The sequence below is a fragment of the Nitrospirota bacterium genome (genome assembly GCA_016207905.1).
Classification (GTDB): Bacteria; Nitrospirota; Thermodesulfovibrionia; order Thermodesulfovibrionales; family JdFR-86; genus JACQZC01.
Genome location: JACQZC010000072.1, coordinates 12494 through 27987, shown reverse-complemented (window position 1 = coordinate 27987; position 15494 = coordinate 12494). Strand labels below are relative to the sequence as shown.

At 44.0% G+C, this 15494-nt stretch carries 18 protein-coding genes; 6 read left to right on the top strand and 12 right to left on the bottom strand.

The features are described 5' to 3' along the window. Nucleotides 1–79 precede the first annotated feature (79 nt). The 6 genes from HY805_09075 (at nt 80) to HY805_09050 (ending at nt 3173) form a co-directional block, all read left to right on the top strand. Entirely contained in the window at nt 80–847 is a 768-nt protein-coding gene (locus HY805_09075) for a hypothetical protein (GenBank protein ID MBI4824362.1), read from the top strand. Between the two features lie 67 nt (nt 848–914). Continuing rightward, nucleotides 915–1160, top strand: a complete 246-nt coding sequence (gene rpsP / locus HY805_09070; GenBank protein ID MBI4824361.1) for a 30S ribosomal protein S16 — start codon at nt 915–917, stop codon at nt 1158–1160. A 20-nt stretch (nt 1161–1180) separates the two neighbouring features. Then, nucleotides 1181–1411: a KH domain-containing protein gene (locus HY805_09065; protein ID MBI4824360.1), complete on the top strand. Its 231-nt coding sequence runs from the start codon at nt 1181–1183 to the stop codon at nt 1409–1411. A 30-nt stretch (nt 1412–1441) separates the two neighbouring features. Next, nucleotides 1442–2188 (top strand): tRNA (guanosine(37)-N1)-methyltransferase TrmD, encoded by a 747-nt coding sequence (gene trmD, locus HY805_09060; protein MBI4824359.1) that lies wholly within the window; start codon nt 1442–1444, stop codon nt 2186–2188. Then, on the top strand, nt 2175–2543 hold the full coding sequence (gene rplS / locus HY805_09055; GenBank protein MBI4824358.1) for a 50S ribosomal protein L19: 369 nt from the start codon (nt 2175–2177) through the stop codon (nt 2541–2543). The genes trmD and rplS overlap by 14 nt, the downstream gene beginning before the upstream one ends. A gap of 15 nt (nt 2544–2558) precedes the next feature. Further along, nucleotides 2559–3173, top strand: a complete 615-nt coding sequence (locus tag HY805_09050) for a ribonuclease HII (GenBank protein ID MBI4824357.1) — start codon at nt 2559–2561, stop codon at nt 3171–3173. Here HY805_09050 and HY805_09045 read toward each other — a convergent pair. From HY805_09045 to HY805_08990, 12 genes are read right to left on the bottom strand one after another with little or no spacing between them, the layout of a single operon-like run. Next, nucleotides 3139–5130, bottom strand: coding sequence for a HAMP domain-containing protein (locus tag HY805_09045; GenBank protein ID MBI4824356.1), 1992 nt, complete (start codon nt 5128–5130; stop codon nt 3139–3141). The two genes, HY805_09050 and HY805_09045, sit on opposite strands and share 35 nt — an antisense overlap. Next, nucleotides 5127–6011, bottom strand: a complete 885-nt coding sequence (locus HY805_09040) for a phosphate/phosphite/phosphonate ABC transporter substrate-binding protein (protein MBI4824355.1) — start codon at nt 6009–6011, stop codon at nt 5127–5129. Before HY805_09040 ends, HY805_09045 begins: the two co-directional genes overlap by 4 nt. A 7-nt stretch (nt 6012–6018) precedes the next feature. Continuing rightward, nucleotides 6019–6945 (bottom strand): ABC transporter substrate-binding protein, encoded by a 927-nt coding sequence (locus tag HY805_09035; protein MBI4824354.1) that lies wholly within the window; start codon nt 6943–6945, stop codon nt 6019–6021. A gap of 10 nt (nt 6946–6955) precedes the next feature. Continuing rightward, nucleotides 6956–8461 (bottom strand): anthranilate synthase component I family protein, encoded by a 1506-nt coding sequence (locus HY805_09030; GenBank protein MBI4824353.1) that lies wholly within the window; start codon nt 8459–8461, stop codon nt 6956–6958. A 14-nt stretch (nt 8462–8475) separates the two neighbouring features. Continuing rightward, on the bottom strand, nt 8476–9198 hold the full coding sequence (pyrF, locus tag HY805_09025; protein MBI4824352.1) for an orotidine-5'-phosphate decarboxylase: 723 nt from the start codon (nt 9196–9198) through the stop codon (nt 8476–8478). Next, a complete protein-coding gene (locus HY805_09020; GenBank protein MBI4824351.1) occupies nt 9195–9752 on the bottom strand; it encodes a dCTP deaminase in 558 nt (185 codons plus the stop codon). The genes pyrF and HY805_09020 overlap by 4 nt, the downstream gene beginning before the upstream one ends. Before the next feature lie 52 nt (nt 9753–9804). Further along, nucleotides 9805–10707, bottom strand: a complete 903-nt coding sequence (gene ftsY, locus HY805_09015; GenBank protein ID MBI4824350.1) for a signal recognition particle-docking protein FtsY — start codon at nt 10705–10707, stop codon at nt 9805–9807. 2 nt (nt 10708–10709) lie between these two features. Next, complete coding sequence (locus HY805_09010) at nt 10710–11687, bottom strand: ketoacyl-ACP synthase III (protein ID MBI4824349.1); 978 nt, start codon at nt 11685–11687, stop codon at nt 10710–10712. Continuing rightward, the gene (gene plsX, locus HY805_09005; GenBank protein ID MBI4824348.1) at nt 11677–12696 is read right to left on the bottom strand and encodes a phosphate acyltransferase PlsX; all 1020 of its coding nucleotides are present in this window, start codon (nt 12694–12696) and stop codon (nt 11677–11679) included. The genes HY805_09010 and plsX overlap by 11 nt, the downstream gene beginning before the upstream one ends. Beyond that, complete coding sequence (rpmF, locus tag HY805_09000; GenBank protein MBI4824347.1) at nt 12693–12881, bottom strand: 50S ribosomal protein L32; 189 nt, start codon at nt 12879–12881, stop codon at nt 12693–12695. The genes plsX and rpmF overlap by 4 nt, the downstream gene beginning before the upstream one ends. A gap of 5 nt (nt 12882–12886) precedes the next feature. Next, a complete protein-coding gene (locus HY805_08995) occupies nt 12887–13405 on the bottom strand; it encodes a DUF177 domain-containing protein (protein ID MBI4824346.1) in 519 nt (172 codons plus the stop codon). 48 nt (nt 13406–13453) lie between these two features. Then, nucleotides 13454–15481, bottom strand: a complete 2028-nt coding sequence (locus HY805_08990; GenBank protein MBI4824345.1) for a molybdopterin-dependent oxidoreductase — start codon at nt 15479–15481, stop codon at nt 13454–13456. Between the last annotated feature and the right edge of the window lie 13 nt (nt 15482–15494).

Sequence of the window (15494 nt, the reverse complement as noted above, 5' to 3'; positions counted from 1 at the left end):
GAGATTGATATGAAGCGTGCTCCTAACCCAGGCTGGTATATAATCAAAAACCTCACATCCGAGCCAATGGCTGGAACATTTGAACTGTATTATGACGACCAATGAAAGACACACGATAGCCAATTGGACTCTTAATATTCCCGCATATGGAAGCGAGAGTGTTTCATTTCAGCCACCCTCTACACCAGAGCCCAAGACCGAGGGAGAATACATCCTCGTATTCAAAGGCAGTATAGGAAATGAGCAGGATGCTATAACAGGAAAGAAGGTGTTATTTGGCTGTGAGCCTGCCATTACCATAGTAAACGAGGATGGAACCCAAGCAAAAGACACAATGCTGAGGAATCAAAGTAATGATTATAAGGTTACTGGATGTATTGGCACTGTGGAGTGGTCTGTTTCAGGCACAGGGGGGAGTATAACACAGGATGGAGTGCTTACTGCGGGGTCAACTGCCTGTGGGTCGTTAATTGTAACTGCAACTTGTTCTAAGTGTGGGACATCCGACACACAGGATGTAAGGGTAACGAGTTCGGGGGTGTGGTATCCCATTGAATCATGCTATAATCCTGAAGTTTCCTGCGGTGAGATGGAAAGCTATTGGTTTGTTTACACCTATATAGGTAAGTATCGGTATAGGTTTGAATGGCACGAAAGGAGCCATCACACTGAAGGGGCATGTATTTTTTGTTTTTCAGGATTAGTTCTACCCTGTGGTAGTGATACTGTTCCATGTCATTATCACGATGTGGGATGGGGATATTGGTATAATGGATTTTGGACTAATGGATATTGGGGTTATGACCATCTTGAGGGTTGGCAGAAACAAGAATGGATGTGTCCATGAACAAAAAACATAGTTACTGAATGAATTTAATACTTAGAATATAGTAAAATAACAAGGAGGTGAGTAATTGGTAAAGATAAGACTTACAAGGTTAGGTGCTCATAAAAAACCGTTTTACAGGGTGGTTGTTGCAGAATCAGGGGCAAGGAGGGACGGCCCTTTTATAGACATAATCGGAACATACAGTCCGATGCAAAAACCATCTGAAATAAAGATAAACCTTGAAAAGGCAAATCGCTGGTTAAAAAATGGTGCACAACCCACAGAGAGAGTTAAAAAACTTTTTGAGAAGGCTGGCCTCAAGGCGGCCTAAATTCATTCGGAGGTGGTTAAATGAAGGTATTGGTTGAGATGATGGCAAAAGCTCTGGTTGACAAGCCCGAGGAAGTCAATGTATCTGAGGTTGAAGGCGAAAGGACAACGGTCTATGAACTCAGGGTATCCACAAATGACCTTGGAAAGGTAATAGGCAAGCAGGGCAAGACTGCCCGTGCAATGAGAACTATTTTGAGCGCATCAGGCACAAAGTTGGGCAAAAGATGCGTTCTTGAAATCCTCGAATAGGGATTCCGAGTACCAGCGAATAGGAAATGTGTGGACCTTGCAGTTATTACGCTCTTTCCTGAAATTTTCAATTCGTACTTGAAGGAGAGTATTATTGGAAGAGCGATTCACAAGGGGATTATAAAGATAAACATCTTTAGTCTCCGTGACTTTGCGAGGGACAAACACAGGACAGTAGATGACTACCCTTATGGCGGAGGCCCGGGCATGGTAATAAAGCCCGAGCCCCTGTCAGATGCCATAAGCCATGTAAAAGCAGATGGCAGAGAGACCCTGACAGTGATGCTCAGCCCTCAGGGAAGGCTCTTCACAGAGCAAGAGGCAGTGTCGCTTTCAAAAGAACAAAGGCGAGTGCTCCTTATAGCAGGTAGATACGAGGGCATTGACGAAAGAGTAAGGGAGAGTCTTTGCGATGATGATCTCTCCATTGGAGATTATGTTCTGACAGGCGGAGAACTGCCTGCTCTGGTTATAGTAGATGCTATTGTCCGTCTGATACCGGGTGTTTTAGGAGATGAGGATTCCCTGAAGGCCGAGTCCTTTATGTGGGGAATTTTAGATTACCCCCACTACACAAGGCCTTCTGAATGGAAAGGGCTAAAAGTGCCTGATGTCCTGCTTACAGGCAATCACAAGCAGATTGAACGCTGGAGACGGAAATCAGCACTAAGAAGAACACTTAGGAAAAGGCCTGACCTTATAGTCAAGGCAAACTTATCGGATGAGGACTACAGGCTGATTTCCGAGATAAAGGAGGAGGAAAATGGATATAACTAAAGTAGTCGAGGAGGGATACATTCGAGACCTGCCCCTGTTTAATGTGGGTGATACTATCAAGGTCTTCACTAAGGTCATCGAAGGAGACAAAGAGAGACTTCAACCCTTTGAAGGAGCTGTCATAGCTAAGAAAGGCGGTGGCATTAGAGAGACTTTTATGGTCAGAAAAATCTCTTTTGGTATAGGTGTCGAGAGGATATTTCCCCTTCATTCGCCATCAATAGACAGGGTTGAGGTCATAAAAAAAGGCAGTGTGAGACGGGCAAAGCTCTACTACCTCAGAGAAAAGAAGGGAAAGGCATCAAAGCTAAAGGAGCAGAGAGCCAAAGTAGGAGGCACTGCCTCTAACGAATAAAGGTTTGAGTGCCTCATGGACATCTATCAATATGACGATTTCCAGAAACAAGAAAATGGTATTAAAACAATAGCAGGCATCGATGAGGCAGGAAGAGGGCCAATCGCAGGACCTGTGGTTTCAGCCGCAGTCATTCTACCTCAAGGTAAAAGGTTCCCCGGACTCAGGGACTCAAAGCTCGTGCCTGAAAAGGAAAGGGAAACCCTTTTCTTTGAGATTTTAGCTTACTCGAATGCCGTAGGTGTCGGCATATGCGATGTGGATGTCATAGACAGGCTTAATATACTAAGAGCAGTGAGGCTATCTATGGAGATTGCAGTCAAAGACCTCGGTATAAAGCCCGACTTACTTCTGATAGATGCAGTTAGGATTCCTAAAGTTGACATAAAACAGATTACTCCCATCAAAGGCGAATCAAAGAGCGCACATATAGCCGCGGCATCGATAATCGCAAAGGTTGTAAGGGACAGGTGTATGTATTATTACCATAATATCTACCCGGAATATGGCTTTGACAGGCACAAGGGTTATTGCACAAAAGAACATATACGGATGATTCAGATTCATGGACCATGCCTTATACACAGAAAGACTTTTAAGAAGGTTCTATCTCTGACACTGCCTTTTTAACCATAATATCTGCTTCAGGCAATATAACCGTGAATTTACTTCCCTTGTTCTCTTCGCTTTCTACCTCTATCCTTCCATTATGACTCTGAACTATCTTATAGCTTATCGAAAGCCCAAGTCCTGTGCCTTTTTCTTTTTTCGTGGTAAAGAAAGGCTCAAATAGCCTCGACATTATCTCTTTTGGAATGCCCTTGCCTGTATCGGATATCGTTATATAGATATTGTCTTGTTTTGAGTATGTGGATATTTCTAAAACACCTTCATCCTGCAGGGCAAAAATAGCATTGTTTATAATATTAAGGAATACCTGCTTTAACTGGTTTGCATCGCCTTCGATTAACGGTATATCTCCATAGCTTTCCATGATTTTTATTTTAGTATCCTTTAGCTGGATAGAGACAAGCCCTATTACATCTTTTAGTATGCTGTTTATCTTTACCATCTCCATGGAAAGAGCCCTTTTTCTTGAAAACTCAAGAAGCTGATGAACGATATCCCTTGCCCTCAGGGATTCCTTCTCGATAATCTCTATATCCCTTAATACACCTGAAAGGTCGGATTCTTCCCTTAGCAGTTCTGCATATCCGAGGATGCTTGTGAGTGGGTTATTTATCTCGTGGGCAACATTGGATGCAAGCTCTCCTATAGCGGCAAGTTTTGCGGCCTGTACAAGGTCCTCCTGCGTTTTTTTAAGCTCCTGCATCTGACTCCTCAAACTCTCGTAGAGCCTTGCATTCTCTATTGCAACAGAGACATTGTTTGCTAAGATTGCAAGAAGCCGAATATCTTCCTCGGAGAAGCCTCCTTCTATTTTATTTGCGATTCTGATAGCCCCCATTACCTCTCCTTTATGTCTAACCCATACAAACATTAGATTTCTGACACCGAGCCTTCCGTCCGTTTCGGAGGTGGGCGATGCCTCGATATTGTCGTTCAGCATGAATGCCCTTTTCTGGGTTGGTCCATAAAGCCTCATAAGGGATTCCCTCGAAACCGTAAGGGACTTTAGCTCATCGTCGTTTAACCCTACGGCAGGTGACATGTGAATGAAATTATCCCCCTCAAGCAACATAATGCCGCATTGCTCTGCTCCGATAAGCTCTGCCACGCCATAAGATAGCTCCCTGTAGATATCTGCCTCATTCGTTATGGCATGAAATGTCAGTGTTACGCTGTAAAGGTTCGAGAGGTTGTGCAGGTTGTGCATTATGGTCTGGTTGTTTTCCATGAGGGACTTGCTCATATCATTGAAAGAGGCAATAAGCTCTCCAAATTCTCCTTTGCCCTTGTAGGATGTCGCATAGCCCAGGTCTCCTGATTTAATCTTTCTTGTGGCATTCACAAGCTCGTATATCGGCTCTGTAATCTGTCTTGTCATGGTTATGGCAATTGCAAGGGCAATGAAGAAGGAAAGTATAAGGGTCAATATAAGGATTATCCTTGAATTGTTTATTACCCGCAGTGCATCTTCGGTCTTGTTGTTGAGTTTTTGACCTGCTATAACAGCCATCTCCTGAAACTTCGTTACAAAATTACTTCCCATGGCAATTGAAATGGTTCTTAGCCTTTCAAGCCTCTCGGGATTGGCAGATGTGGTTATCAGGGAACTAACTGCATCCTGAAAGCCCTCCATATCATTAACAAGCCCCTTGAGTTTATCGGTCATCTCCTTTGTATGATGGCATCCAAGACAGCTTCTCGTAGAATCCTCAAGAGCTAAGACATTGTCCACTATAATGTCCAGTCCAGGGTCAAATGGTGTCCCGATTGTATAAAGATGGCTCTGCACGGTCTGAGCACTTATAACCACATCCTGCCTTATTATCTCCACCCTGTGCATGTTTATCACAGACTGTAGGTCAGAAGTAGTTTTATAGATATAAAGCATTGTAATGCCAGCACCTAAAAAGAAAAGTAAAAACAGTACCAACAGTGAAAATATGATTTTGTTTCTCATCTGTATTTATAGCTCTCCAAATTTATTCCTGCCTTCTTTATAAGGTTTATGACAGGCTTGAAATCTGCTTCAGTGGCTAAGATAAATCTTATTGCGCCCAACTTTTTAAGAACCTCTCTTCCCTTTGGGTCTTCATGCATATTTAAGAGCGTATTCTCTATCTTTTCCTTTATCTCAGGGGCAATATCTTTTCTGAGGCAAAGGGTCATATCAGGCAAGTCAGTGGATTTCGCTATAATAAAAGTCTCTTCCTTTATCAGAGGGTCTTTTGCCGAAAGCCTATCGAATATCCTGCTTTTGACAACTCCGATGTCAGCCCTTTTATCCAAAACCGCATATACCGTGGAATCATGACTTCCTGTGAAGTCCAGCCCGCTAAAGAATTTATCAATGTCCGTTATGCCATTTTCCCTTAGGAATGCAATTGCAAATACATAGCCTGTTGCGGTTGCCTTGTCAACGAAGGCAATCCTCTTGTCCTTCATGTCCTTAAGTGTGGTTATTCCGCTGTCTTTTCTGGCAAAGATATATCCCTTAGAAGTCGTGCTTCCGTCTATATTTACCTGCCTTGCCAAAGGCTGAACCCCTAATTTTTTCTTGGCTAAAACCGATGTAAACACGCCAAAGAATGCACCATCCATCTCCCTTTTCGTAAACATATCGATAATATCGGCATATCTCTGGAGGATTGTAAACTTCACTTTAATGCCTAATTTCTCCGAAAGATACGACTCAAGTGGTTTATGCCTTTCCACATACCTGAAGACATTCTCCTCAGGAAGAAGCCCTATGAGAAGGGTATCTTTTTCTGCCAATGAGTATCCAGAACACAGGAATATAAAGCTAATTGCAAAGATAAGGACAATTATGTTTTTAGTCATACCCATCCTAATATAGTATCTTCGTTGCCTCTGTCACGAGTTCTATTGGAATCTTTATACCAATATCATTTGCATTCTTCATATTAAATATCAGTTCCGTATTTTTAGAATGAGATACCGGAATATCCCTCGGGGATTTACCATTAAGTATCTCTATTAATTTATCGGATGCCTCACTGCCCTGCTCTTTTGGGTCTGCAGTAAGGGTTATGAGGGCACATATCTCGCCACATGTTAGCAAAGAGCCTGTAGGTATCTTTTTATTTCTGGTTATATTTAGGATTGTAGGGAGTGCGGCATTTACCAAAGAGGAGGATGTAAGAAATATTGCATCTGTTTTGCTTTCGGAAAGCACAACTGTAATGTCAGCGGTCTTTTTGAGATTCAGCCCTGTAACGCTAAAGCCGTATTTCGGGGAAAGGGCTTTTATCTCCTCAAGCTGATGCAATGAATCCTCTTCCATGCTGGAGTATAGGACCCCTAAGGTTTTAATGGAGGTAGTTGTCCTAAGGTATCTCAGGATGCTCGAGACAGGAAGATTATAGGTTACGCCTGTGAGGTTTTTTGCCCTTTGCTTTGAGAGCACAGGCTCATACACACCTGCATATACTACTGGCACATCAGGCCTTTCCCTGAGGGTGGCAAATGTAGCTCCACAGCCATAAGTCACAATGATGTCAACATCAGCCGCAATAAGCTTTCTTGCCGCATTGCTCCATGCAACTGGGTCAGGATAAGGTTTCTGGACAATGAATTTCAGTCTCTCGGAGTAGCCCCTCTTTACCAATCTCGAAATCAATGCATCATGAATCTCATTATAATACGGTACATCCGATGTGAGTATTATACCTATTGTCGCGGCATCGCCTTTGGAGGCAAAAAAAAGCATGCCCAGAAATAAAACAACTAATGCATTTTTGGGAAACCCTTTCATTATATATTTATTATACCAGTTTTTTATTGACAGAATGTAATGTCTTTATCAATGCCTCAGCCTTTTTAAGGGTCTCATGGTATTCCCTCTCAGGGTCTGAGTCCGCAACGATTCCTGCGCCTGCCTGAACATAGGCAATCTTATCCTTTATAACGAATGTCCTTATGATTATGTTGAAATCCGCATTGCCTGAAAACCCAAAATACCCGGCAGAGCCTGTATAAGGTCCCCTTCTTACAGGCTCAAGCTCATCGATAATCTCCATGCATCTGACCTTTGGCACGCCTGTTATCGTGCCTCCGGGAAATACTGCCCTGATGGAGTCAAACATGGTCATTCCTGATGCAAGCCTTCCCTTGATATTCGACACTATATGGATAACATGGGAGTAATCCTCTGTAATCATGATCTCATCCACACTTACCGAGCTATAATCAGCTACCTTTCCGAGGTCGTTCCTTTCGAGGTCTATAAGCATTATATGCTCTGCCCTTTCTTTTTCATTCAGAAGAAGCTCGGAACGCATAATCTCGTCTTCGGCGCTGTCCCTGCCTCTTGGTCTTGTGCCTGCTATGGGTCTTGTCTCTATGATGCCGTCCCTGACAAGAAAAAGTCTTTCAGGCGAGGAACTGGCAATCGAGTAATCGCCGAGGTCCATGAAAAAAGCAAAAGGCGCGGGGTTTATATCCCGCAAAATCGTATAAAGGCAAAACGGATGTATATCTCCGATAAAAGAGCTGAGCCTGAGGGAGAGGTTTGCCTGAAATATGTCGCCTGCGGAAATATACTCTTTTGCCTTTCTGACCATCGAGATGTAATCCTCTTTCTTCATCCCATAAACGACCTCTATAGCAGGCGGGGCATTAGAGACAACATTAGACGGATTAAAGCCAACCCGCCTCAGTATCTCACCCAGCTCATGCTCTGCCTCATGGAATTTTTCTTTCCAGTCGATTTGAGAGAGGTCTTTATATCCGAATCCTGTGTCCCTGACACCAGGGCACACTATTGCCCATGCTTTTTCCTTTACATGGTCAAAGGCTATAAGTCTATCCATAAGTAAAAAGTGTGCATCAGGCAGATGAAGGTCATCCACTGCGGTTTCAGGGATGTCCTCTATATAACGGACGAAATCATAAGAAAAAAGCCCTACTGCACCTCCCTGAAATGGAGGCAGTCCTATCGCTGGTCTTTGTCTATAGATGTCAAGCAGTTCCTTAAGCCTCTTAAGAGGTCTCTCCGTAGACAAGGAGTTTTTACCATTTGACTTCAATTCAACCACATTGTTTTTGACCTTAAATGTCAGGTATGGCTCAAATCCTATGAAGGAATAGCGTGCTATCTTAGGAGGTCCTTTTACGCTCTCAAAGAGAAAGCTCTGCGTACCTGAAAAGTTTGCATACATAGCGGCAGGCGAGATGTAAGGTATCTCGGTATAAAGCGGAGGTATGAATCCCTCTTTTATGCTCTCAAGGAAATCCCTTTTATTTAACTGTGTCTCAAAAGCGATAGGCATTTGTAAGCCTGCCTCTAAACAGTCAATATCTCTAAGGTTATCAGGTCAAGGGCTTTTAGAGGGTCTGCCTGATTAAGGATAGCCCTACCCATTATAAGGTAGTCCGCTCCTTCCCTGAGTGCCTGTCTTGGGGTCATTGTCCTTTTCTGGTCATCAGGAGGGCTCCACGAAGGTCTTATCCCCGGTGTTGCTATAATAAAGCTTTTGTCACAGTGGTTTCTTATCATCGAGACCTCATGTCCAGAGGCTATGACACCATCGAGACCTGCCTTAAGGCTTAGTGCCGCAAGGTGTCTGACATGGGTTCTAAGGCTATGCTGGATTCCCAATTCCTCCCTCAATGTCTCCTGTGAAAGACTTGTCAGCACAGTAACTCCAAGCATCTTTGGTCTGTTAAGGTTTTTTTTAAGGCAAAACTCAACAACAGAGTCCCTGCACCTACGCATTGCCTCAAAACCAGAAGAGGCATGGATATTGAACATATGAACACCCAGCGTAGTTGCCGAAACAGCAGCCTTTGAGACCGTATTTGGTATATCGTGAAATTTCAGGTCAAGAAAGACCTTTTTACCCTTCTCATTTATCTTTTCCACAATCGAAGGGCCTGCTGAGGAAAACAGCTCAAGACCGACCTTGAATATGCTGATATGCTCGCTGAATCTGTCAACCAGCTCAAGTGCATATCCGGCATCCGAGACATCCAGTGCAAGTATTATCTTTTCCTTCTTTAGCATCATATCTTTGGAAGGGTTATCCTTTTTTGTCCCTGATACTTTCCTGCCTTGTCTCGATAAGAGGTCTCGCATACTGTCTCTGCACCTAAGAATATCAGTTGTGCTATGCCTTCATCGGCATATATCTTTGCAGGCATTGGTGCTGTATTTGACACCTCTATGGTTACATAGCCTTCCCATTCGGGCTCAAGTGGGGTGACATTAACTATAATGCCGCACCGTGCATAAGTAGATTTTCCAAGACATATGGCAAGCACATCTTTTGGAATCTTAAAATATTCAACCGAGCGGGCAAGCACAAAGGAATTTGCAGGGATTACACAGAAATCCCCTTTATAATCCTTAAAAAACCCGCTTCCATTAAATGACTTCGGGTCGATAATGACGCCTTTCTTTTTACCCTCGAATATCTTGAATTCATTTGAAATCCGCATGTCATAGCCATATGAGCTTACGCCAAAGGAGATAACACCTTTTTTCAGGCTGGAGTCCTCAAAGGGCGTAATCATGCCCTTTTTAGCCATCTTCTTAATCCATCTATCTGGTTTGAGCATCAGTAAAGATACCATAGGATATTATTTTGTAGCAATAGAGGGTTTAGTCGGGTAATTAAGAGAAAAGTGCTTCTACGAATTCCTTTGGGTTAAAGTCCCTGAGGTCATCGATGCCCTCGCCGATTCCTATGAGCCTGACAGGGATACCGAGTTCCTTTTTTATTGCAAAGACTATTCCTCCTTTTGCAGTGCCATCTAATTTTGCGAGGGCAATGCCTGTAACTCCGACTGCATCATTGAACATCTTTGCCTGCCTCAGAGCATTCTGGCCCGTTGTTGCATCAACCACAAGCAAGACCTCATGTGGTGCACCAGGCAATGCCTTTTCAATGACCCGCTTGACCTTTCTCAGTTCTTCCATAAGAGGAGCCTTTGTGTGTAGCCTTCCTGCTGTATCTACGATAACAATATCCACTGCCCTGTGTTTACCTGCTTGAACTGCATCGAAAGAAACAGCGGCTGGGTCCGAGCCGCTTTGATGCTTTATGAGCTGTGCCCCTGCTCTTTTTGCCCAGACTTCAATCTGTTCGATTGCAGCTGCCCTGAATGTATCAGAGGCTGAAAGAATCACCGACTTACCTTCTCCAACAAACCTACTTGCGAGTTTTCCGATTGTCGTGGTCTTTCCAACACCGTTAACGCCAACTGCAAGTATTACAAAAGGCTTCTCGCCATAGATAATGAGAGGCTCGGGCCTGCCTAAAAGCCCAGACATCTCATTCTTAAGGAATTCCCTGATTCCTCCTTTACTGCCTTTTATCTCTTTTTCTTTTCCCTTTAACGACCTAACTATCTCTTCAGTTGCCTTTATGCCAACATCCGAGCTTATAAGTATCTCTTCAAGCTCTAAGAGGGTTTCCTCATCGATAATATCCCTGCTGAAAACAGCATCGAGTTTCTCTATAAAACCTTTTTTTGTTTTCAGAAGTCCTGTTTTAAGTCTGTCAAAGATGCCCATTGCTACCATTTTATGAGGGCAGATGCCCATGTAAGACCACCGCCGAATGCCTCAAGAAGGATATAGTCTCCTTCCCTAACCCTGCCTCCTCTAACTGCCTCATCCAAAGCCATGGGCACAGATGCCGCAGATGTATTGCCGTATCTGTCTATGTTGACAAGCACCTTTTCCATTGGAAGTCCAAGCCTTTTTGCAGTTGCCTGTATTATCCTCAGGTTTGCCTGATGCGGTATGAGAAGGGTAATCTGAGAAGGCTTAAGCTTGTTTTCTTTAAGCGTATCCACAACAAGGCTCTCCAGTGCCTTGACAGCAAACTTGAATGTCTCATTGCCTTTCATCTTGATGAAGTGGCCTTTATCCTTTAGTGTATCTTCAGAGGCAGGTCTCCTCGAGCCACCTGCTGGTAGCATAAGGAGGTCCCTCAGTTTTCCATTAGAATATATGTGTGTAGAGATTATTCCCCTGTCTTCCTCTGTTGCGCTAATAAGCACTGCACCTGCACCATCTCCAAAGAGCACACAGGTTGTCCTGTCCTGCCAGTCCGTGAACCTCGAAAGCATCTCTGTGCCAACCAGAAGTATCTTTTTTCGACTGCCTGTCTTTATAATGCTATCTGCTATAGAAAGTCCGTATATAAACCCCGAGCATGCGGCGTTTATATCAAAGCCTGCTGCATTGCTTGCACCTAACTTATCCTGAAGCACGCAGGCAGTGGATGGAAACAGCATATCGCCTGTAACGGTTGCAACGATTATGAGGTCTATCTGTGAAGGCTTAATGCCCGATGCCTCCAATGCCTTAATGGATGCCTTATATGCAAGGTCAGATGCGGCTTCTTCATCGCCGGCAATCCTTCTTTCCCTGATACCAGTTCTTTCCAGAATCCATTCATCGGAGGTATCAACCATTTTTTCGAGGTCATGATTCGTGAGGATTCTCTGAGGGGCATAAGAACCGGTTCCGATAATCTTAGAGCGCAACAACCGTTTTCTCCATTGGATGCATCTCCTGTATTTCTTCGGCAATAGCCTCGTGAACTTTCTTTTTCGAAAACTCCTCTGCCACTTTAATTGCATTCTTTATTGCCTTGGTCGTGGAGCGTCCATGACATATGATGCATGTGCCGTTTATACCTAAAAGGGGTGCACCGCCATACTCAGCGTAATCGGTTTGTTTTTTAAACTTCTTTAACGCAGGCCTTAAAAACAGATAACCCAACTTTCCCGTTATCATACTGGCAATCTCCCTTTTGAGCATCTTTATCGTTACCTCTGCCAAGCCCTCGGAGGTCTTAAGAAAGACATTCCCTATAAAGCCGTCGCAGACAACGACATCCGCATTTCCCATGAATATATCCTTGCCTTCTATATTACCAACAAAGTTTATCTTTGCAGTTTCAAGAAGCTTGAATGCTTCTTTTGTAAGCTCATTGCCTTTTATCGATTCCTCTCCTATGGAAAGAAGTGCAATCTTAGGGTTAGGCCTATCGAGGATAAGTCTTGCATATGCATGAGCCATAAGGGCAAACTGAAGAAGGTTGTCTGCCTTACAGTCTACATTGGCACCTGCATCTATGAGCACAAAGGGTTTTTTATACGAAGGCATGACCGTGGCTATTGCAGGTCTGTCAACACCTCTCGATTTTCCAAGCAGAAGGAGTGAAATAGCCATTGCAATCCCTGAGTGTCCGGCAGAAACCACTGCATCAGCCACATCTGCCCTGACAAGCTCTACTGCCCTTTTTATAGAAGAATCTTTCTTTCTTCTCAGGGAAGAAAAAGGCTCATCCATCGAGATAAACTCCGATGCATGCCTAATGGTTATGTTTGCCTTTGGGTATTTTTTGCTGGAAAGTTCTCTGAGCAATGCCTTTTCGTTGCCAACGAGGATTACATTTATATCAGGACATTCATCGACTGCCTCAAGAGCGCCCTGAACAGTAACCTGTGGGGCATGGTCTCCGCCCATGGCATCGAGGGCTATCCTCATGTCTGTTTTTCTACTACCTCAAGGATTTTTCTTCCGTTATATGTGCCACAGCTTGGGCATGCCATGTGGCTAAGTCTCGGCTCAGAGCATTCAGGGCAAATGGCAAGGCTTGGAGCTTGTCCCTTCCAGTTTGCCCTTCTCTTGTCCCTTCTTGTCCTTGTATGCCGATGCGTTGGATTTGCCATTTCTATTATTCCTTCCTCCTTTCGATAAAATAATTTTTCAGCCCATCGAAGCTCGACCCTGAGCCTTTGGTGTCGCACTTGCAAGCAGTTTCATTCAGGTCAGCACCACAGCCAATGCATATGCCCTTACAGGAGTCTTTGCAAAGAGGCTTAATCGGAATACCTAAGAGTATCTGCTCTTTAAGCAACTCTGAGATGTCAAGCTCATCGCCACTATAAAACCCTATATCTAATTCTCCTGTCTTGACCTCATGCCCTTCCTCTTCTTTAAGCTCTTCCACAGGATGATATACGACACTTAAAGATGACTCGAAGTCTTTTCTGAAATCCTTTAAACAGCGACTGCAGGCAAGCCCGACAACTGCACTTACAGAGCCATTTACAATAACCTCGTTACCCACCTTTTCAACCCTTAGCTTAAGCCTGACTGGAGATACTACCTTGACCTCAGCAAGCTCGAGAGCCTCCTCCTCTACAAAATCCAATCCCTCATTTGGGATTTCCGATACCGTTACCTTCATCATTTTTAACCCCTTTTGCCTTAAGAGGGGATTTTAAAATGATAATCTGTATCAGGCTTTAATGTCAAATGAGGAGGTAACCCCTTTTAGCCAGAGAAGCCTTGAGCCATTGATAACAGATGCATTTATCGACTCTATAAAGTCCTCGGGGGATATATCAAGCCCCTCTGTCTTTTGAAATGCGATGAAGGATGGCTTTATTTTTATCTTTAGAGCCTTTTTGACCTCTGCCTCTGTAGGTAGCTTTATGGGCTTTGCCATGAGCTTTGAAATGCCTATAAAGATTTCCCTGTGGCTTTTTGCCTCTCCTTCTGGCTCAACCACCATGGGAAGATACTTAAGCTCGCCCATATAATCCATAATTGTGCCCGGTGATTCAAGGAATACTGCTGAGGGTAAAACAACATCTGCCTGCTTCGCAAGCTCTGTAAGATGAGAGCTCTCTACCACTAAGAAAGAAACATTGGGTCTTTTACTCAAAGGCACCTCTCCTATGGCATAAAGGACACTCAATCCCCTACCTGAGAGCATCTCCTTATAAGACATTCCGTCCCCTTTAATGCCTATCAGGGCAATACCCTTTGCATTAGACTCAAGAGGCACGGAAACAGCACTTCCTTTAATCAGAGAGAGATTTGCCGATGCCTTAAAAAGCGACGGTAGGGAAAATATCAGAGGGCTTTTTGCACCTTTAAACATCTCCCCTGCTTTCTCTATCTCCTCTGTGAAGACTGCATCCTTCACAGCACTCTCAAGCTCTTTTCCTGCCTTCATGCCCTTTGTTATAAGTGCTTTTGTGAGGGATTTGAGTATGGATAATTCGTCTCCTTTGAGGAACAGGTTTGCCTGAGAGCTAATCTTTGTATCAGAGGAATTTATAACGATTAGTTTTGCGCCCCTTTGAAGTCTTCTTCTGATAGAGGCATCCAGTTGAGGCAGAACCCTTTCCCACTGAGAAGGATTAAGCCCAACGAGGACTATCAGGTCTGCCGTGTCAATATCAGCACTTTGGGATTCTCTCATGGAGTCTATATCGGAGTAAAGGCTTAAGGTCGTATCTATGTTCTTTGATTTAATCATCTCTGCAAGCTTTTTTAATGTCAGGGCATCCTCGTTAAGTATACCTGCAGAGCTAATGAAGCCTACATTTTCCTTTGAGGCTTTGAGTTTTTGGGCAACGATGCTCAGGGCATCTTCCCATGTAGTTTCCTTAAGCTCGCCGTTTACCTTTTTAAGTGGCTTTGTAAGCCTTGTTTCAGCCTCTATGCAGTCAAATCCGAATCTTCCATAGGCACAAATGTATTTTTCGGTTGAGCCCTCTATGGCACCTGCATTTATCTTCTGAATCCTTCCATCTTTTGTGCTTACAGTAATATCACAGCCATTTCCGCAGAGAAGGCACACCGAGTTAACGGACTCGTAGTCCCATTCCCTGCCCTTTCGCCATCTGTCTGCCTCAAGAAGGGCATTTACAGGACAGGCATCAACACAACTTCCACAGAATGTGCACTCTGCCTCCTGAAGAGGGACATCGTTGCCAGTTGTGACCTTTGCCCCAACCCCTCTTCCCATGAAGTCTAAGACATTTGTGCCTTGCTCCTTACAGACCCTAACGCATCTTCCACAGAGTATGCAGTATTCGGGGTCCCTTTTTATAAACGGGTTTGCACTGTCGGTTGGATAACCGAATTTCTTTCTCGTAAATGAGGATTCTTTAAGCTCGAAATCATAGGCATACTTCTGAAGCTGGCATACACCTGCCTTTGTGCATGTCATGCAATCAAGCGGATGCATCGAGAGTATGAGGTCTATGATGAATCTTCTTGTCTCCAGTATTTTAGGCGTAGAGGTATTGACCTTCATGCCCTCTTTGACTTTAGCATTGCATGCAATAAGTGGTACCTTTGCTCCCTCCACCTCAACAAGGCAGAGCCTACATGCTCCAGCAGGCTTCATTCCCTTCATGTAGCAGAGGTTTGGTATATGAATGCCTGAAAGCCCTGCTGCCTCGAGGATGTTTATGCCCTCGGGGACAGCCACCTCTTTACCATCTATAGTAAGCCTTATCTTATCTGCCATAAATCCTCCTTAA